Below are 18,698 nucleotides of genomic sequence, written 5' to 3' on the forward strand. Positions count from 1 at the left end.
CCGCGGAGTGTCCTGTCAGTGGGTCTCCCACCGCGGCTCCCGCGTCCGGGTCCCAGATGCGGATGGTTCCGTCGTCTCCGGCGGATGCCAGTCGGCGGTCGCCGCCCGGGTCCGTCCAGCTGGTGAGTGCCCATACGCCCGCGGAGTGTCCTGTCAGTGGGTCTCCCACCGCGGCTCCCGCGTCCGGGTCCCAGATGCGGATGGTTCCGTCGTCTCCGGCGGATGCCAGTCGGCAGTCGCCGCCCGGGTCCGTCCAGTTCGTGAGTGCCCATACGCCCGCGGAGTGTCCTGTCAGCGGGTCTCCCACCGCGGCTCCCGCGTCCGGGTCCCAGACCCGGACGGTTCCGTCGTCCCCGCCGGAAGCCAGCCGTGGCACTCCTGCGCTGCTCTGCCAGGCGACAAGTGCCACGGCGCCGCCCGGTTGGCGTTCCAGGACCGGGTCGTCCTCGGGCTCATGGATGGCTGCAGATGGCTGGCCTGGCATGGGAGCCTCCCGCCCGTGGGGTGCTGATCCCACAGCCGTCACGGTGTGGTGATGTTGCGCAACGGTCTGTATCGTAACGCAACGTCAGTTCGTGACGGAGGCAATCAGCACACCGATGGGTGGGGTCACGGTGCGGACGTCCGAAGTCAGTTCACGTGCGTACCACTTGCCTGCCACGCTCGCCGAGTACCGTCCGGATCCCGCGCAGCCCATCGACCGGTGGCACCAGCGGGCCGACTCCGCCAATGCCCGTACGACCCGGCGGATCATCGAGGACCTCGTGGGCCGGCCGTCCGCGGTCATCGATCCCTTCTGCGGAGCGGGGAGTTCGGCGGTCGCCGCTCGCGAGATGGGTGTCCCCTTCATCGGGGTGGACATCGACCCGCTGCTCGTCTGTGTCGCCACGGCGAAGGCCCGTTGTGACCGACGGCATCTGCCCCTGCTCGACGCGCCGGGGCTCTGCGACGGAGTCGGCGCGGTCGAGGCTCTGGTCGCCGGCCTGAGCGGCCCCCTCCCTCCCGCCGCGTCGGAGGACGCGTTCCTCTCCGGGTGTCTCGCCCTGACCGTCGCGGCTTCCGCGAGGTCCATGGCGACGGAGGTCAGGCGGTGGGTCGTTCAGGATGCGGCGTCCGGCCCCAGCCCTGCCGGAGCCGGCGAGGTCAGATGGGGTGACGCGGGCGCGCCCGGAGTGTGGGCCGGATCGGAACGGCTCGGGCCGGGCTGGGTGGTCTACGGCTCGCCCCCGTTCCGCTTCACCGGTCCGACGGCTTCCGGGCGTGCTTCCCTGAGAAAGGCAGCCGCCGACCTGCTGACCGCGGCCGGCCGTGCCTCATGGCCACAGCTGCCTCCGGCTGGGAGGCATGCTGCCGACCCGGCGATCCACGAGCCCCTTCGCAGGACTTCGGACGGGACCGACATGGCCCCTTACACCGCGATCGTGCTGCGTCTGCTCAGCCGGCTTCGCGGTCTGCCGGCTCCAGGCGTGGTCATTCTCGAACATGAACCCCCCGGTCCGGGGGGCGGTGATGCTCTGGCCGTGGCACGCCGGGTCCGACTCGACGGCCCGGCGGCGGGCGTGGAGGTCCTGCGCACCCGCCGCTTCTCGGCGTCGGGCTTCCTGTCGCTCATTGTCTGCGAGGTGCGATGACGGAGGCGGATCCCAATCTCACTCAGCTGGAGAGCGCTGCCCTGACCGCTCAGGTGAACTTGGCCGATGGGCATGCGCGGCAGACTCTCTCCACGCATGCCCGGGCCCGGTTGCGCTCGGTGGTCGACGGGGCCTTCGCCGCTGATGTGTCGATACGGGCCGTGGAACAGCGGTTTCTCCGGTCGCTGTCGCGGTGGACCGGCCAGGACTACGAAGGGGCTTCTCGCCGGCTGCTGTACTCCGCGTCGATCGCGATCGACGCCGTCGGCAAGTTCCTGGCAGGCACCCACCGGGTCACCGGCATGGTGACGCCGACGTTCGACAACCTGCCCGCACTGCTGCGTCTCTCCGGCGTGCCGCTGGTCGCGGTGCCACAGGAGCGGCTGATGCCGTTCTGCGACTTCGCCCATCTCGACAGCCTCGGCATCGAAGCGCTCGTCGTCGTGCTGCCGAACAATCCCACCGGAGTCACCTGGACGCGCGACACCATCGCGCAGACCATGCGCTGGGCGGCGAAGCGGCATGTCCTGCTGGTGTTCGACATGTCGTTCCGCATGCTCGATCCGGCCGCATGCTTCGACCTCGTCGCAGCCGGGGAGGGCGCCGGGGCTTCGGTCATCTGCATCGACGACACGGGCAAGGTCCTGTCACTCCTGGACACGAAGACCAGTGTGCTTTCGGCAACCGCCGACATCGGCCCGGCGCTCGAGGAAGTCTGCAGCGAGATCCTCCTGAACGTCTCGTCGGTGGACCTCCTCCTCCTCACGGCGATCCTGGAGGACGAGCACGACAACGAAGTGGAGCGCGCCCGAAGTCTGGTCGTGGGCAACCGCGTACGGCTGCTGTCGGCACTGCCGCCCCTGACTCCGCCCCAGCGGGAGATGCCGCGAGCCGTCGTCGACACCATGAGCGTGGAGTGGCTGTTTCTGGGGCCCCGTCGCGACGACGTCGTGGAGGCCTGCGCGCGGCGGGGACTGCACGTGTTGCCGGGCGACCGATTCCACTGGGAGTCCGGCGACGGGGCCGGACGTCAGCACATACGGCTTGCCCTGTCGCGAGACCCCCACTACTTCGAGCGCGGTGTGCGCATACTCCAGCGGGCTGTCGAGGAGTGCGACAGAACCTAGAGTGCGACAGAACCTAGGTGTCACGGCCGACACGGCCACGAACCCGGCGGAACTCCGGATTGTCGACCGCCGACGGCGCGCCGCCGTCCAGCACATCACACACGGCGCGGGCCGTGGCCATGGCTGCCCTGCCGTTGGCCTCATGCGTGTTGAAGCCCATCTGTGGCAGTGCGAGGAACCGGTCAGGGCCCAACTCGGTCAGCCGGCTCCACTCCGGGCCCTCTCCCACACCGTCGAAGGCCGCACGTACGCCGCGATCCCGCACCGCCACCAGCAGAGCCGCCAGGTCCACCAAGCGGGGATGGACCGTGTTGATCAGAACGCTGCCGTCGGGCGGCAGCGCCAGGTCCGCTGCCGTGAGTTCCGGTGGCTCGCTCGCGTGCGGACCGGGACGGTGCAGCGAGATGACGTCGCTGGACGCCAGCAGATCGGCTTTGGTCCGGAAGTCCACTCCCAGAGACCGCTCGACCGTGATGTCGCGCCGCGGGCTGTGGTAGGACACGTGCATTCCCAAACCGGCGGAGGCCGAGCGGGCCACGCGCCTTCCGATGCGTCCCAGACCGATGATCCCCATACGCCGACCGGCGCATTCCCGGCCCGGGGCGGGCAGTCCGGGGATCGCGCCGCCGGGACGGACGACGCTCTCGGTGAAGGGGCGCGCCATGGTCAGGCACAACAGCACAGTGAACTCGGCGACGGCGTCGGCGTTCGTGCCGGGAGAGGTGATGAAGGCGATCCCACGGCGGTGTCCCGTTCGCCACCCGGGCACGAACGGCTTGTAGTCGGATCCCAGCCAGGCGACCGCTTCGAGTGCCGGATGCAGAGCGAAGTGCTCGTCCGCCGGCTCTTCGTAGCCACCGATGAGGTAGCCGGCCACCCCGTCGAGAGCTTCGTGCAGACCGTCTGTGCCGAGGTGGTCGTCGGTGATGCGGCGAATGCCGTAGTGACGACTGCGTACGTAGGCGCACGCCTCGTCGGTGACCAGACCGGAACCCGTGGCCAGAACGAGCTTGGGACCTCCCACCGCTTCCCCTTTCGAGAAGGCATGAGGGGACAGGATCACTCGGTGTGCATCGGGCGAGGCGTCATTCCCTCGGGACCATAGTCGGGTTCGACGCGGTGGACAACGGTCGAGGAGGTCGACGCCGTACCGTCACCCGAGCCCCCCGACGGGGCGTTCGGCATCGGCCGGCGCCGGCGGGGAGGCGGCGACCGGGCGGGTGCGGCGGGTCAGGTCGCGGACGTCCGGGACGAGCAGCACCAGGGCGGTGACCAGGACGACGAGGGCGGCGCAGCCCCACAGGGCGGCCGTGCGGCCGAAGGCCGTCTCGGCGGGTCCGGCCAGGGCTGTCGCGACGGGGATGAGGGAGACCGAGCCGAACCAGTCGTACGCCGAGACCCGGGAGAGCTTGTCCTCGGGTATCTCCTGGTGCAGCGCGGTCATCCAGGAGACGCCGAACACCTCCACCGTCGTACCCGCGACGAACATCACCACGTACAGGACGCCCACCGGCACCGGCACGGCCAGCGCGGCCGAGGGCAGGGCCAGCGGGAAGACGCACAACGTGCCGGCGAGCAGCAGCCGGCGGGGCTTCCAGCGGGTCATCAGCAGGGCCCCGGCCACCGTGCCCGCGCCGAACGCGGCCAGCGCCAGGCCCCAGGGGCCCGCACCGCCCAGACTGTCGCGGGCGACCAGCGGGCCGTAGACGGCGTCGGCCGCGCCGACCACCGCGTTGGCGATCGAGAACTGCACGACGATGCCCCACAGCCAGGGCCGGCCGATGAACTCCCGCCAGCCCTCGCGGAGGTCGGCCAGCATGCCCTCGCCCGGGGTGCGCGGCGGGATGTGGCTGACGTCGAGGAAGGAGCGCAGGGAGCCGGCGAGGGCGAAAGCCGCCGCGTCGACCGCGAGCACCCAGCCGGGGCCGATCGCGGCGACCAGGGCGCCGCCGAGGGCCGCGCCGCCGAGGGCCGCGCCCTGGGTGGCCATGCGGAAGAAGGCGAACGCCCGGCCCGCCTGCTCGCCGTCGACGGAGGACAGCAGCATGCCCTCGGCCGCCGGGCCGAAGAACGCCTGCCCGGCGCCGCCGAGCGCGGTGAGCAGCATCATCTGCCACAGCTGGGGCTCACCGGCCAGCACGAGCGCGGCGAAGGCGGCCTGGGAGAGGCAGTTGAGGGCGTTGGCGGCGACCATCACCCGGTGCCGGGGCAGCCGGTCCGCCATGGCGCCGCCGATGAGCAGGAACACCACCAGGGGAAGGGTGCGGGAGGCGGCCACCAGTCCGACGTCGCCGCCGTCGCCGCCCGTCTCCAGGACGGCGAACGCGGCCGCGATGAGCGAGCCGTTGGCACCGAGGCCGGTCACGACGGCGGCCGCGGTCAGCAGGGAGTAGTTGCGGCCGGCCCAGGAGGGCCTGCGGGGGCGGTGGGGGGAGACGGCGGTGTTCACCGGCCGACTATGGCCTGTCCGAGTTCACGATTCAAACGGGTTGTCGGCTGCGTCGAACCAGGTGTCGGCCGCGTCGAGCCGGCGTCGGCGGGGCGACACGCCGAAGTGGCCTTTCTTGACCGCTTCTTTGACGGCGACGGCGATGCCTTTTAAGGTGATCTAGTCATGTTCATGACGATTTGCCACCCCCAGGATCTCTTGGTTCCCAAGGAAAGGACCGTCATGCGGAAGCATGTTGCAGCCGTGTTCGGCACGGCCGCGCTCATCGGCGCGGCCCTCCCCGCAGTGGCCGCCGCGCCCGCCTCGGCCGCCGCGTTCACCTGCCACCCCGTCAGCCACACCTACACCGTCAGCGGGGAGAAGGTGCCCGTCCACGCCACGCCGTCCCCGCGCGGCAGGGTGATCGACTTCGTGTACAAGAACAACAAGGTGCGCGCCCAGCTCCAGTGCGACAACAGCACCGGCACCTGGGAGTGCATCGGCCAGTGTCACGACCCGGAGGAGACGCTCAACGGTCGTTGGGTCGCCCGTAACTATCTGAGGGGCTGAGGCTCCATGGGGTTCCGGCCCGCCTCGACGAGGTGGGCCGGAACCCCTGTGACCTCGATCACTCGCCGGCCGGCGTCCCGTGCAGCCGGACCGTGCTGAGGACCTTGAGCACGGTCGCCTTCGGGACCTCGCCCTTCACGCCCTTGGCGCCGTAGAAGTTGAACGACACGAACTTGTGGGCGCCGTTCTCGAAGCCGAACGTGAGCGCCTTGCCGTCGGACAGGCACTTGCCCTTCCGGGGCGTGTCGGTCGACTGGGCCCAGGCGTAGCTGCCCTTGATGCCCGAGGTGGTCGTGAAGGGAGTGGCCTTCTTGTCCCACGAGATGCTCTTCTTGTCCGGGTCGGTGTAGCCGCCGAAGACCCACCAGGCCGGTGTGTTGAGCGCGATCTCGTCGGTGTTCTTGGCGCCGACGGCGCCCTTGGTGCCCACCGCGGCCAGGGCGGTGTCCTCGGTGCGGCCGTCCTTGTCGGTGTCGGAGGTGCACCACTCGGGCTTGTACTCCGCGGCGCCCGACATGGTGATGCCCTTCTGCTTCTCGTCGTCGAACTCGAAGCCGATGCCGATGCCGGGGGATTTGACCACCCAGTCCGCGGGCACGTCGAAGGCGAGACCCCACTTGGGGTTCACCACCACCTTCCAGCCCGCGATGGTCGGCTTGGCCGTCTCGTTGCCGCGCGGGTCGTCTTCCGTGGCCGAGGAGGAAGGGGCGGGCGACGGCTCCGTGGTGGGCGGCCGGCTCGCGTGCTGACCGTTCTTGCCGCCCTTCGCCTCGTCGTCCTTCGAGCCTCCGAGCACCAGGACGCCGGTCACGGTGGCGGTGGCGACGACCGCCACGGCCGCGACGATCGCGATCAGCTTCGTACGGCCGCCACCGCGCTGCGGGGGTTCGGGTATGGGCATGGTGGGGGGCTGCTGCCCCCACTGCTGCTGCCCGTACTGACCGGCCGGGTGCTGCTGTCCGTACTGCTCCGCCGGCTGCTGCTGCCCGTACTGACCCGCCTGCTGCTGTCCGTACTGACCCGCCTGCGGGTACTGCTGCGGTCCGGGCTGCTGATACGGATTCGGCTGCTGGTATCCCGGCTGCTGGTACGGGTTGTGCTGCGGGTTCTGCGCGCCCCCTGGCGGCTGCTGATCTGGCCACATGGCCAGTAACCCTAGTGCGGCGGCGGGCACGGTTCGGTCACCGGTCCTCGGCGGACCTGTGACGAAGTGGGGTGACCGTCGGCACATGACCTGGTCAGGCTCTGCTACTCGTGAGTAACATGGCGTGCATGAGCGCAGACCAGATGTCGATCGGCGAGATGCTCGCCGCCACCGTGCCCATGGCCCGGACGCTGAACCTGGAGTTCCTGGAGACCACTGCGGACCAGGCCGTGGTCTCGCTGCCGGACCAGAGCGCGTACCACAACCACGTGGGCGGGCCGCACGCCGGTGCGATGTTCACGCTGGGGGAGTCGGCCAGCGGCGCCATCGTGCTGGCCGCCTTCGGTGACCAGCTCTCGCGCGCGGTGCCGCTCGCCGTGCGGGCCGAGATCGCCTACAAGAAGCTCGCGATGGGCGCCGTCACCGCGACCGCGACCCTGGGCCGGCCGGCCGCCGAGGTCGTCGCCGAGCTGGACGCGGGCCGGCGCCCCGAGTTCCCGGTGGCGATCGAGATCCGGCGCGCGGACGGAGCGGTGACCGGTGAGATGACGGTGGTGTGGACCCTGCGTCCCAACAGCCAGGACTGATCCCGGCGTTCGGAGAGGGGCTCGAGCGGGCCCCTCTCCGTTTCCGGCCGGGTCACGCCGCCCGGTGCGGCTCCCCGGTGCCGGTGCCGGTGCCGGTGTCGGTTCCGGTGCTGGTGCCGGTGTCGTTTTCCGGGCCTCTGTCTGTGTCGGTGCCCGTGCCCGTGCCCGTGCCCGCGCCCGTGCCCGTGCCCGTGTCGGTACGCGTGCCGCCGGCCTCCAGCCCGGCCACGAACTCCTGCAGCCAGTCCGTGAATTCGGGTCCCAGGTCCGGGCGGGCGCACGCCAGGCGGACCACCGTGCGCAGGTAGTCGGCCTTGTCGCCGGTGTCGTAGCGCAGGCCCCCGAAGACCACCCCGTGGACGGTGCCGGCCGCCGCGAGGTCCTGCAGGGCGTCGGTCAGCTGGATCTCGCCGCCGCGGCCCGGCGGGGTGCGCTCCAGGACGCCGAAGACGGCCGGGTCCAGGACGTACCGCCCGATGACCGCGTACCGGCTCGGCGCGGTGCCGGGCGCCGGCTTCTCCACCAGGCCGGTCACGCGGACGACGCCTTCCTCACCCGTCGGCTCCACTGCCGCGCAGCCGTAGAGGTGGAGTTGCGCCGGGGCGACCTCCATCAGCGCGACCACGCTGCCCTCGTACCGTTCGCGGACCTCCAGCATGCGGCTCAGCAGAGTCTCGCGCGGATCGATCAGATCGTCGCCGAGCAGGACCGCGAAGGGCTGGTTCCCGACGTGGTGGCGCGCGCACAGCACGGCGTGGCCGAGGCCGAGCGGATCGCCCTGGCGTATGTGGTGGATGTCGGCGAGCCGCGCCGGATCGCGGACGGCGTCCAGGCGCACGGTGTCGCCCCTGGCCGCCAGCGCCTGTTCCAGTTCGAAGGCGTGGTCGAAGTGGTCCTCGATGGCCCGCTTGTGCCGGCCGGTGACCATCAGGATGTCGTCCAGACCGGCCACGGCGGCCTCCTCGACGACGTACTGAATGGCCGGCTTGTCGACGACCGGCAGCATTTCCTTCGGGGTGGCCTTGGTCGCGGGCAGGAACCGGGTGCCGAGACCGGCGGCGGGTACGACCGCTTTGCGAACCGTACGGGCAATGGCGGGAGTTGCTGTCGAGTGCGGGGCGATCATGTGGCCCATGCTGGGGCACGCGGATGAGAGCGCGCCCGGAGAATCATGGGAACCGGCTGTGTGTGGGGTTCCAGGGGATACCGTCGGTAACCTTTGTGGAACAAAAAGAGATTGAGGCCGAGTCATTCGAACTTCTTGTTTCCCGTGAGGCGCGTGTGCGAAGGTGAGCCTCCCCGCGGGAGGGCAAAGGCAGGCGCAGAACGCCATGGCCGACCCCTTAGGTACGCACCAATCAGGCACTGCTTTCCGACAGGACGCGGTTTGGCATGCCGTCCTGCGGCTGGAAAGGAATTGGTTCCGTGCAGTCCCCTCACCCCCCACGCCCGCCGTACCCGCCGCTGCCCGGTCCGACCGGGGAGTCCGACCGTGATCTCGTCGCCCGGCTCGGCGGCCCGCACATCGCCCACCATCACGCCGTCGCCCTGCTGCTGGCCCGGCACTGGCGCGCCGCCCGCGACTACGCGATCGTCTGCCTGGCCTCCGCCGGGCCCACGGCCCACCTGGTCGCCACCGCCGCGTTCCACCAGGTGCTCGGCCGCATGGCCGGCGGAGCGGTCGGTGGCGCTCTGCGCCCGCAGCTGCTGACGGCCGTCCGTGACATCGTCCGCGCCTGGGCGACGGACGAAGGAACCTGCGCCACTCTGCCGGAATTGCGCAAAACCACCGGCGGACGCGGGCTCAGCGCGACAAAGCCCGGGACGCCGGAAAGGCGGCAGCTCGCCGAACGCGCATTCCGGGCCCTTCCCGGCGCTTCGCAATGCCTTCTCTGGCACACCGAGGCGGAGGCGGAACCCATAAACATACCCGCTGGTCTGCTGGGGGTCGACGTTGCCACCGCGACGGCCGCCCTGGAGCAGGCGCGGGAGCAATTCCGTGCGGGTTGCGTACGTGCCCACCGTGAACTCGCGCCTTCCCGGGAATGCCGCTTCTACAACCGGCTCCTCGACGTCCCCACGCGCCGCGGCGGCACCCTGCTGCCGGACGTGCGCCGGCACCTGGCGGCCTGCCGGTACTGCCGGTACGCCGCCGAACAGCTCGCGCGGTTCGACGGCAGTACGGAACTCCTGCTCGCCGAGACCGTGCTCGGCTGGGGCGCCCGCCGCTATCTCGACTCACGCCCCGGCCGCGGCCCCGTCGCGCAGGGGCCGCCCTCCGAAGCGGCGGAGACGGCCCCGGTGGCCGGAGGCCGGCACCGCACCGGGCCGGCGGGCCGCCACCGCACGGCGCTGGCCGTCGGCGTCGGGCTGACCTCACTCGCCCTGCTCGGCACCGTCCTCGTGGCCAGGAGCTGGTCCCATGACAACGGTGTCCCCGTGCCCGCCACATGGGGCGCCCCCGCCGGACACGCCACCCGCCCGAGCGGCACCGGCGCGCGGCCCGCCACGTCGCCCTCCGCCGCCTCGGTCGGCGCACCCACCGAGGTCGCCCACGGCCGGCTGCGCGCCCTCGCCTCCGGGCTCTGCCTGGAACCGCGCGGGGGCAAGACCGTGGCGGGCGCGGGCGTCCGGCTCGCGCACTGCTCGTCGGCGGCCGCCCAGCAGTGGTCGTACCAGGACGACGGACTCCTGCGCAGTGCCGCCGACCCCTCCCTCTGCCTCGTCGCCGACCCGGGGACCCGGAGTGTCGTGGTGGACGGCTGCGTCGTGCACGCGGGAGAGGTGGCGTACGACGTCACGGTGCGGGGCGAGATCCTGCTCCGCTGGCACAAGGGCCTTGCCCTGACCCAGGGTTCCGCCGGCTCGTCCACCCGTGTGGGGGCCGCGGCCCGGGACGGCTCGCCGGGGCAGCGGTGGGCGCTGGAGCCGGTCACGGGCGGGCTGCCGCGCGTGGGCTCGGGGCCGGGTTCGTCGGCTGCGCCGGACGGCCGGGAGCCGACGCCCTCGCAGGGAGACGGCACCGGGCAGGAACCCGAAGGGAGAAGACCGGGCGACACCTTGCGCGGGACGCCCCGCGGCGAGGGGGAGAGGCCCCGGGGCGAGGACGAGAGGTCCCGGGGCGCGGGAGAGAGCCCCGGGAACGACGACGAGGCGCCCCGCGTCGCCCAGATTCGTGCCGACGGGGACGAGCGGCGCCAGGGCGGGTCCGCCCCAGCGGGCGACGCGCTGGACGCGGTGGACGCGGTGGACGCGGTGGACGCGGTGGATGTGGCGGATGTGGCGGATGCGGTGGGTGGCGTCGTCACGCCGATCTCCGACGCGCTCGGCTCACCGGTCACCGACGACCCACCGGTACCCGCCTCGGTCGCCTCCGTGCCGGCCTCCGCGGGGTCGCTGCTCGGCTGACGCATGCGCGAGACAGCCCGAGAAGGGGCCACCCGGGCAGGGTGGCCCCTTTCGATGCGCTCGTACCTCCCGACGGGCGAAGGTAATTGATCGGATTTCCGGGCTCTTGCGGGAGTTTCTTCCGGCTGGCCGAATCGAGGCCACCGCACGTGAAAAGGACGCGGCGTTATTGACCCGTGAGTAGGCCCTCGCTAGTTTCCGATGCCCTCGCACCAGAGCGATCCGCCGCACAAACCCCCCACCGTGCTGTCTCGCCGATTGTGCCGGAGCATCATGACCTCCCCTGTGCGTGCCCACGACCTCATCCTCTGCATCACTCCCTTCGGTGAACCCGACGCAGGCCTCGCCGCTGCCGCCTGCGCCGCCGGCGGGCTCGGTGTCCTCGACCTGGACACCGGAGACCGAAGATCCCGCGAGGAGCTGTCCCGGCTGAGCCGGGCCGCACCGGGACCCTTCGGCGTCCGCGTGACCGGGCGCTGCACCCTGGCCCCCGCCGACCTCGACGGCGCCCCCGACACCGTGGTCCTCGCCTCGGACGCACCCTGGCGAGTGGACCGACTCGCCGCCGACCACCGGGTGCTGGCGGAGGTGACCGACCTCGGACAGGCGCGTGCGGCCGCCCGCGCCGGTGCCCACGGGCTCATCGCCCGGGGGACCGAGGGCGGCGGCCGTGTCGGTGAGCTGAGCACCTTCGTCCTGCTGCAACAGCTCCTGGCCGACGAGGAGCTGACCGGCCTGCCGGTCTGGGCCCGCGGGGGCATCGGGCCGCGTACGGCGGCCGCCGCCGTGGCGGGCGGGGCGGCCGGAGTCGTCCTCGACGGTCAGCTGGCTCTGCTGGCCGAGTCCCGGCTGCCCGAGGCGGTCCGGGCCGTGCTGCGGTCCCTCGACGGCTCGGAGACCGTGGTGCTGGGCGGCCACCGAGTACTGCGCCGACGGGGACCGGACGCCCCGCGGCCACCCGCCGACGATCCCGGCACGGTCGCGTCCCTGCTGGGCGCCCGCGACCTCCGCAGCCACCTGCTCCCCGTGGGCCAGGACGGCTTCCTCGCCGCGCGTTTCGCCGAGCGGTGGAGGGATGTGCGGGGGGTGGTGCGGGGGCTGTCCGGGGCGATCCGGGAGGTGGCCGGTCCGGAAGCGGGAACGGGGGCGGCCGTGGCCCCCGTCGCCGGGGCCGGCAGGGCGCTGCGGCCCGGGTCCCTGATGAGCCGGGCGCTCGGCACCCGGATCCCGGTGGCTCAGGGTCCGATGACCCGCGTCAGCGACCAGGCGGGGTTCGCCGCCGCCGTCGCCGAGGACGGGGCGTTGCCCTTCCTGGCGCTGGCTCTCGCCGACGGAACACGGACCCGGGCGCTGCTGACCGAGGCGCGGGCCGTGCTGGACGGGCGGCCCTGGGGCGTGGGCGTGCTCGGCTTCGCACCCGAGGACGTCAGGAACGCCCAGCTCGAAGCCGTACGGGAACTGCGGCCCACGCACGCGGTCATCGCCGGCGGCCGCCCCGCCCAGGCCGAGGCACTGGAACGGGCCGGAATCCACACCTTCCTGCACGTGCCCTCGCCAGGGCTGCTGCGGCAGTTCCTGGACGCCGGGGCGCGCAGGTTCGTCTTCGAGGGGTCCGAGTGCGGCGGCCACGTCGGGCCCCGGGCCTCCTTCCCGCTGTGGGAGGCCCAACTCGCCGTACTCGAGGACTTCCTGGCGGACACGGATGCCACAGCGGACGGCGGCTCCGGTGACGAGACGACCCGGCGGCTGGAGGTCTTCTTCGCGGGCGGCATCCACGACGAGCGGTCGGCGGCGATGGTCGCCGCGCTGGCCGCACCGCTCACCGCGCGCGGCGTCGCCGTCGGCGTCCTCATGGGCACCGCCTACCTGTTCACCGAGGAAGCCGTCTCGCACGGCGCCGTCCGGCCCCTCTTCCAGCGCCAGGTCCTCGCCGCCACCGCGACCGCGCTGCTGGAGACCGCACCCGGACACGCCACCCGCTGCGTACCCAGCCCCTTCACCCACAACTACCGTGACGAGAAAGCCAGGTTACGAACGCGAGGGGTGCCCGACCGGGACGCATGGGAATCCCTGGAACGTCTCAACGTGGGCCGGCTGCGCATCGCCAGCAAGGGCCTGGAGCGCGCCGCGGACGGCGAGCTGCGGGCGGTCGGCGAGGAACGGCAGTTCACCGACGGGATGTTCATGGCGGGCGAGGTCGCCGTCCTGCGCACGACGACCACCACCGTGGCCGCCCTGCACCGCTCGGTCACCGACGCGGCCGCCGACTTCCTGGACGCGCGGGCCGTACGGGCCGCGCAGGCCGCCCGCGCCGCAGGGCCCGGCCCCCGCGTCACGGCCGAACCCGTACCCCCCGCGCCGCTCGACATCGCGATCGTCGGCATGGCCTGCATGTTCCCGCAGGCCCCCGACCTCGCCACCTTCTGGGCCGACGTCGTGTGCGGACGCGACGCCGTCACCGAGGTCCCGCCCGACCGCTGGGACCCCGCCGTGCACCACACCGCCGGCAGCACGGCCTCGAAGTGGGGCGGCTTCCTGCCCCGCATCCCCTTCGACCCGCTGCGCTACGGCATCCCGCCCGCCTCCCTCGGCAGCATCGAACCGGTCCAGCTGCTGTCTCTGGAAGCGGCCCGCAGGGCGCTCGAGGACGCCGGATACGGTGAGCGGGGACGGAAGTTCGACCGCTCGCGCACCTCCGTCGTCTTCGGCGCCGAGGCCGGCAGCGACCTGTCCAACGCGGTCACCCTGCGCGCCGTCCTGCCGTCGTACTACGGCAAGGTTCCCGAGGGACTGGACGGGCAGCTGCCCCGGCTGACCGAGGACTCCTTCCCCGGCATGCTCGCCAACGTCATCTCCGGCCGGATCGCCAACCGCCTGGATCTCGGCGGCGCCAACTACACCGTCGACGCCGCCTGCGCCTCCTCCCTCGCCGCCCTCGACGTCGCGTGCAAGGAACTCGTCTGCGGCACCAGTGACGTCGTGCTGTGCGGTGGCGCCGACCTGCACAACGGCATCAACGACTACGTACTCTTCTCCTCCGTCCACGCGCTGTCCCCGACCGGCCGGTCCCGTGCCTTCGACGCCTGCGCCGACGGCATCGCCCTCGGCGAGGGCGTGGCCTGCGTGGTCCTCAAACGGCTCACGGACGCCGAACGCGACGGCGACCGCGTCTACGGCGTCGTCAAGGGCCTGGGCTCCGCCAGCGACGGCCGCTCCCTCGGCCTGACCGCGCCCCGCCCGGAGGGTCAGCGGGCGGCACTGGAGCGCGCGTACCGCAACGCCGGTGTCTCGCCCGCCGACGTCGGCCTGGTCGAGGCGCACGGCACCGGGACCGTCGTCGGGGACCGCACCGAACTCGCCGTTCTCAGTGAGGTTTTCACCGAGGCGGGCGCGGCGAACGGGGACTGCGCGCTCGGCTCGGTCAAGTCGCAGATCGGGCACACCAAGTGCGCCGCCGGACTCGCCGGCCTGATCAAGACCACTCTCGCGCTGTACACCGGCGTCAAGCCGCCCACCCTGCATCTGGAGCGGCCCAACCCGGCCTGGACGGAGGGCGACAGCCCGTTCGTCTTCCACGTCCGCGCCCAGCCCTGGGCGGCCCCGGCCGCGGAACGCCTCGCCGGGGTCAGCGCGTTCGGCTTCGGCGGCACCAACTTCCACGCGGTACTGTCCGCGCACGAGACCGCCGTACCGCCCCGCCAGACACTGGACGCCTGGCCCGCCGAGCTGCTCCTGTTCCGGGGCCGGGACACCGCGGCGGCCCACCGGGAGGTCGCGGAGCTGCTCCGCGCCGCCGAGACCGACGGCCGCCCCTGGCGCCTGCGCGACCTCGCCCTGGCCGCGGCCCGCCGCGCGGACACCTCCGACGAGCCGGTCCGGGCCGCGATCGTGGCCCGCACCGCGGAGGAACTGACCGGACAACTGCGCCGCGTCCTCGCCGGGGAACACGATCCGGCGTCCGGGGTACACCTCGCCGAGTTGCCGGACGGTGCCACGGTTACGGCCGGGGTGCGTCCGGCGGAGTCGCCGGGCGGCATGGAGGCCGCCCCCGGGATCGGCTTCGTGGAGCTGCCGGGCGGTGAGAGGGCTGCCTCCGGGGTCGGTCTCGTGGAGTCGACGGCCGGCAGTGTGCATGGGGGCGGGGCGCGTCCAGCGGAATTGCCGGGCGGCATGGAGGCCGCCCCCGGGATCGGCTTCGTGGAGCTGCCGGGCGGTGAGAGGGCTGCCTCCGGTGACGGCCTCGCCGAGTTGCCGGACGGTGCCACGGTTACGGCCGGGGTGCGTCCGGCGGAGTTGCCGGGCGGCATGGAGGCCGCCCCCGGGATCGGCTTCGTGGAGCCGCCGGGCGGTGAGACGGCTGCCTCCCGGATCTCCCTCGCGGAGCTGCCCGGCGGCGAGAAGTCCGACGCCCGGGTCGGCCTCGCGGAGCATCCGGGCGCCGCGAAGACCGCCGCCGGGGTCCGTCTCGCGGAGCTGCCGGACGGCGAGAAGGTCTCCGGGAGTCGCCCCGCGCACCCGGTGGGCGGCAAGGTGGCCTTCCTCTTCCCCGGTCAGGGCAGCCAGCGGACCGGCATGCTCGCCGACCTTCTGATCGTCCTGCCCGAGCTGCGTCATTACCTGCATCTCGCCCGTGCCCACGCCGACCTGCTCCACCCGCCGGCCGCCTTCGACGACACCACGCGCGAGCGGCGCCGTGCCGCGCTCACCGACACCCGGGCCGCGCAGCCCGCGCTCGGCATCACGGGCCTCGTCGCCCACGCCTTCCTCACCTCCGCGGGCGTCCACCCCGACCTGGCCGCCGGGCACAGCTACGGCGAACTGGCCGCACTGGCCGCGGCCGGCGCCCTCGATCCGCGGACGCTGCTGGAGCTGAGCGCCGAGCGTGCCGGCGCGATCCTGGCGGCGGCGGGCGACGAACCCGGCGCCATGGCCGCCGTCGGAGCCGCCGCCGAGGACGTCGTACGCGCCCTGCGCACCGCCGGGGCACCAGGGTCGGTGGTCGTCGCCAACGTCAACGCGCCGCAACAGACCGTGATCTCGGGCCCCACCGCGGACCTCGACACCGCCGTACGCCTGCTGCGCGCGACCGGTCTCGGCGCGCGGCGCATCCCCGTGGCCTGCGCCTTCCACAGCCCGGTGGTGGCCGGGGCGGGGGAGCGGTTCGCCAAGGCACTCGCGGACCGGACCGTACGCGCCCCGGAGTTCCCCGTGTGGGCCAACCGGACCGCCGCCCCGTACCCGCCGGACCCCGACGCGGTACGTGCCGAACTCGCCGCGCAGATCGGCGCACCGGTCGCCTTCGCCGCACAGATCGAGGCGATGTACGAGGCGGGCGCCCGGATCTTCGTCGAGGCGGGCCCGGGTACCGTCCTCACCCGCCTCGTCGGGCAGATCCTCGGCGACCGCCCGCACCGCACGGTCGCCTGCGAGCCTCGCGCCGACAGCGGCCTGTCCGGCTGGCTCCACGCACTCGCCGAACTCGCCGTCGCGGGACTCCCGGTGCGCGCCGCATGGCTGTTCGACGGTCGTGACGCCGTGGACGCGCTGCGTACCCCGGTGCCCGAACGGCCCGGCTGGACGGTCGACGGACACCTGGTCCGCACCGCCGACGGAGCCCCCCTCCCCGGTGCCCTGGCACCGGCCCGACGCGTCCTGGAGACGACTGTGACGACCGACCAGCCGCACGGCGCCCCGGCCGACCGGGACGCCCTGATCTCCGAATTCCTGCGTACCAGCCGGGAGATGATCGCCGCCCAGCGTGATGTGCTGCTCACCTACTTCGGTGCCACGGCACCGGCGCCCGTCGCACCGGCCGTACCGCATCAGCGGCCCGCGGTGCCGGAACAACTACCCCCCATACAGCAGCAGTTGCCCGTCGCCGACACGGAAGAGCCGGTGGACGACGTGGAGCGGGTCGTCCTGGAGGTCATCAGCGAACGCACCGGGTACCCCGTCGACATGATCGAGCCCGGCCTCGATCTGGAGGCGGACCTGAGCATCGACTCGATCAAGCGGGCCGAGATAGCGGGCGAACTCGCCAAGCGCCTGGGCATCGCGGGCGGGGCGGAGCTGCTGGACGACGCGGAACTGGAGGAACTGGCCAAGGCCCGCACGGCGGCGGCGGTCACGAGCTGGCTCACCGCGCGGGTCGGGGCGAACGGCGCCGCCGACGCCGGGCCGGCCCGGGAGGAGACCGGGGATCCGGCCGAGGAGGGGAACACCGCGGTTCCACAGCGCTGCGAGCTGCGGCCCGTCCCCCTTCCGCGACCGGATTCCGGCGCCGATGCCGCCTCCGCCCTGTCCGGCCGGCGATTCGTCGTCCTCGGTGACGGCGCCGGCGAGGGGGGCGTGGGTGAAAGGCGGGGTGGCGAGGACGAGACCGGGCGTGGCACCGGCGGTGACGGCGGCACGGGCGGTGACGGCGGCACGGGCGCCGGGCGGGTGGCGGCCGAGGTCGCCGCGCGGCTGTCCGGGCACGGCGCCGACGTCGCACTCCTCGGCAGCGGCCACCTCCTCGACGCCGCCGACGGCACGCTCGACGGTGTCGTGTACCTGGGAGCGCTGGCGGGCCCGGACCTCCCGGTGCTGCCGGTCGCCTTCCCGGTGCTCCGGGCGGCGCTGGCCCGCGGGCCGCGTCGGCTGCTGGCCGTCCGGGCCGCCGACCGGGCCAGGACACTGCGCTCGGCGGGTCTGGACGGTCTGTTCCGCACGGTCGTCCGGGAGTACCCCGACCTCCTCGCCCGGGTCGTGGCCGTCGCGGACACTTCCCCCGGGGCCGTCGCCGACGCCGTGCTCGCCGAGCTGCTCTCCGCGGAACCGGCCCCCGTCGTCCTGCGCCCGGCGGCCGGAATCCGACAGGGGCTCGACCTGGTGCCCGTGCCACTCGGCCTGCTGGGCAGCACCGGAGCCGGACCCGCCGGGGACGGTGCCGCCGAGGCCGCAGCGCTCGGGCTGGACCGGGACTCCGTGGTGCTGCTGGCGGGCGGCGCCCGCGGCATCACCGCCAGGTTCGCGGCCACGCTCGCCGCCGCCTCCCGGTGCCGCGTCGAACTGCTCGGGCGTACCCCCGCGCCCTCCGGTCCCGAGGAGCCGCGGACCGCCGCCGCCCGCACCCTCGCCGACCTGAGGGCGGCGCTCGCCGCCGGGCCCGGTGCGCCGCGGCCCGCCGAGATCAACCGGGCCGCCGAACGGATCCTCGCCCAGCGGGAGATCACCACCACCCTCGCCGACCTCGCCGCCCTCGGCAGCGCGGCCCGCTATCGCTCGGTGGACTTCCGTGAGCGGGACGCCGTCCTGCAAGCCGTCAAGGAGATCCACGCCGAGCACGGCCGGCTCGACGGGGTCGTCTTCGCCGCCGGCGTGATCGAGGACCGGCTGATCGCCGAGAAGACCCCCGAGTCATTCCAGCGGGTGTACGGCACGAAGACGGCCGGGGCCGCCGCGCTGTTCGCCGCCCTGGACGAGCTGCCCGCCGCACCCGCGTTCACCGTCCTGTTCGGCAGCATCGCCGCCGTCCTCGGCAACCGTGGCCAGGCCGACTACGCCGCCGCGAACGACGCCATGGAAGTGCTCGGCGCCGAGTGGGCCGCCCGTACGGGCCACCGCGCGCTCACCGTCCACTGGGGACCCTGGGCGCCGTCCGGCACGCACACCGGCATGGTCGGCGCGGAACTCGGCCGCGAGTACGCCCGGCGCGGGGTACGGCTGATCGACCCCGAGGAGGGCACCGCGGCCCTGCTCCGGGAACTCGCCTGGGGCGACCCGTCCGCCCGAGCCGTCGTCTACACCGCCTCGGGCTGGTGA

General features: G+C 73.1%; 11 protein-coding genes. 6 read left to right on the forward strand and 5 right to left on the reverse strand.

The features are described 5' to 3' along the window. On the reverse strand, positions 1-484 hold a 484-nt coding region (locus tag ACZ5CW_RS10595), incomplete at its 3' end, for a WD40 repeat domain-containing protein (RefSeq protein WP_468599922.1). 166 nt (positions 485-650) lie between these two features. Between ACZ5CW_RS10595 and ACZ5CW_RS10600 the strand changes: the two genes are divergently transcribed. Next, entirely contained in the window at positions 651-1,631 is a 981-nt protein-coding gene (locus tag ACZ5CW_RS10600; protein WP_468599923.1) for a hypothetical protein, read from the forward strand. After that, positions 1,628-2,758 carry a pyridoxal phosphate-dependent aminotransferase gene (locus ACZ5CW_RS10605; RefSeq protein ID WP_468599924.1) on the forward strand — a complete coding sequence of 377 codons (1,131 nt, stop codon included), beginning with the start codon at positions 1,628-1,630 and terminating at the stop codon, positions 2,756-2,758. Before ACZ5CW_RS10600 ends, ACZ5CW_RS10605 begins: the two co-directional genes overlap by 4 nt. A gap of 13 nt (positions 2,759-2,771) precedes the next feature. Here the strand turns inward: ACZ5CW_RS10605 and ACZ5CW_RS10610 are convergent, their stop codons facing one another. Together ACZ5CW_RS10610 and ACZ5CW_RS10615 are read right to left on the reverse strand one after the other, a co-directional pair. Further along, positions 2,772-3,782 carry an NAD(P)-dependent oxidoreductase gene (locus ACZ5CW_RS10610; protein WP_468599925.1) on the reverse strand — a complete coding sequence of 337 codons (1,011 nt, stop codon included), beginning with the start codon at positions 3,780-3,782 and terminating at the stop codon, positions 2,772-2,774. A 129-nt stretch (positions 3,783-3,911) separates the two neighbouring features. Continuing rightward, positions 3,912-5,207 (reverse strand): MFS transporter, encoded by a 1,296-nt coding sequence (locus ACZ5CW_RS10615; RefSeq protein WP_468599926.1) that lies wholly within the window; start codon positions 5,205-5,207, stop codon positions 3,912-3,914. A gap of 222 nt (positions 5,208-5,429) precedes the next feature. On the opposite strand from ACZ5CW_RS10615, the gene ACZ5CW_RS10620 reads away from it, so the two are divergent. After that, positions 5,430-5,756: a hypothetical protein gene (locus ACZ5CW_RS10620; protein WP_468599927.1), complete on the forward strand. Its 327-nt coding sequence runs from the start codon at positions 5,430-5,432 to the stop codon at positions 5,754-5,756. Positions 5,757-5,814: 58 nt separating this feature from the next. Here the strand turns inward: ACZ5CW_RS10620 and ACZ5CW_RS10625 are convergent, their stop codons facing one another. Beyond that, the gene (locus ACZ5CW_RS10625) at positions 5,815-6,900 is read right to left on the reverse strand and encodes a DUF8017 domain-containing protein (protein WP_468599928.1); all 1,086 of its coding nucleotides are present in this window, start codon (positions 6,898-6,900) and stop codon (positions 5,815-5,817) included. Between the two features lie 128 nt (positions 6,901-7,028). Here ACZ5CW_RS10625 and ACZ5CW_RS10630 point away from each other — a divergent pair, with 128 nt between their 5' ends. Next, on the forward strand, positions 7,029-7,487 hold the full coding sequence (locus tag ACZ5CW_RS10630) for a DUF4442 domain-containing protein (protein ID WP_468599929.1): 459 nt from the start codon (positions 7,029-7,031) through the stop codon (positions 7,485-7,487). Positions 7,488-7,539: 52 nt separating this feature from the next. Here ACZ5CW_RS10630 and galU read toward each other — a convergent pair whose 3' ends face one another. After that, entirely contained in the window at positions 7,540-8,613 is a 1,074-nt protein-coding gene (gene galU, locus ACZ5CW_RS10635; RefSeq protein WP_468599930.1) for a UTP--glucose-1-phosphate uridylyltransferase GalU, read from the reverse strand. Between the two features lie 299 nt (positions 8,614-8,912). On the opposite strand from galU, the gene ACZ5CW_RS10640 reads away from it, so the two are divergent. Beyond that, a complete protein-coding gene (locus tag ACZ5CW_RS10640) occupies positions 8,913-10,895 on the forward strand; it encodes an RICIN domain-containing protein (protein WP_468599931.1) in 1,983 nt (660 codons plus the stop codon). Positions 10,896-11,168: 273 nt separating this feature from the next. Continuing rightward, positions 11,169-18,698: an SDR family NAD(P)-dependent oxidoreductase gene (locus tag ACZ5CW_RS10645; protein WP_468599932.1), complete on the forward strand. Its 7,530-nt coding sequence runs from the start codon at positions 11,169-11,171 to the stop codon at positions 18,696-18,698.

The sequence above is a fragment of the Streptomyces sp. NPDC031379 genome (assembly GCF_055569615.1).

What these genes read in the sequence shown, in the direction of transcription:
- ACZ5CW_RS10605 (WP_468599924.1), top strand. Translation starts at nt 1,628, where the DNA reads ATGACGGAGGCGGATCCCAATCTCACTCAGCTGGAGAGCGCTGCCCTG.
- ACZ5CW_RS10620 (WP_468599927.1), top strand. Translation starts at nt 5,430, where the DNA reads ATGCGGAAGCATGTTGCAGCCGTGTTCGGCACGGCCGCGCTCATCGGC.
- ACZ5CW_RS10625 (WP_468599928.1), bottom strand. Translation starts at nt 6,900, where the DNA reads ATGTGGCCAGATCAGCAGCCGCCAGGGGGCGCGCAGAACCCGCAGCAC.
- ACZ5CW_RS10630 (WP_468599929.1), top strand. Translation starts at nt 7,029, where the DNA reads ATGAGCGCAGACCAGATGTCGATCGGCGAGATGCTCGCCGCCACCGTG.
- galU (WP_468599930.1), bottom strand. Translation starts at nt 8,613, where the DNA reads ATGATCGCCCCGCACTCGACAGCAACTCCCGCCATTGCCCGTACGGTT.
- ACZ5CW_RS10645 (WP_468599932.1), top strand. Translation starts at nt 11,169, where the DNA reads ATGACCTCCCCTGTGCGTGCCCACGACCTCATCCTCTGCATCACTCCC.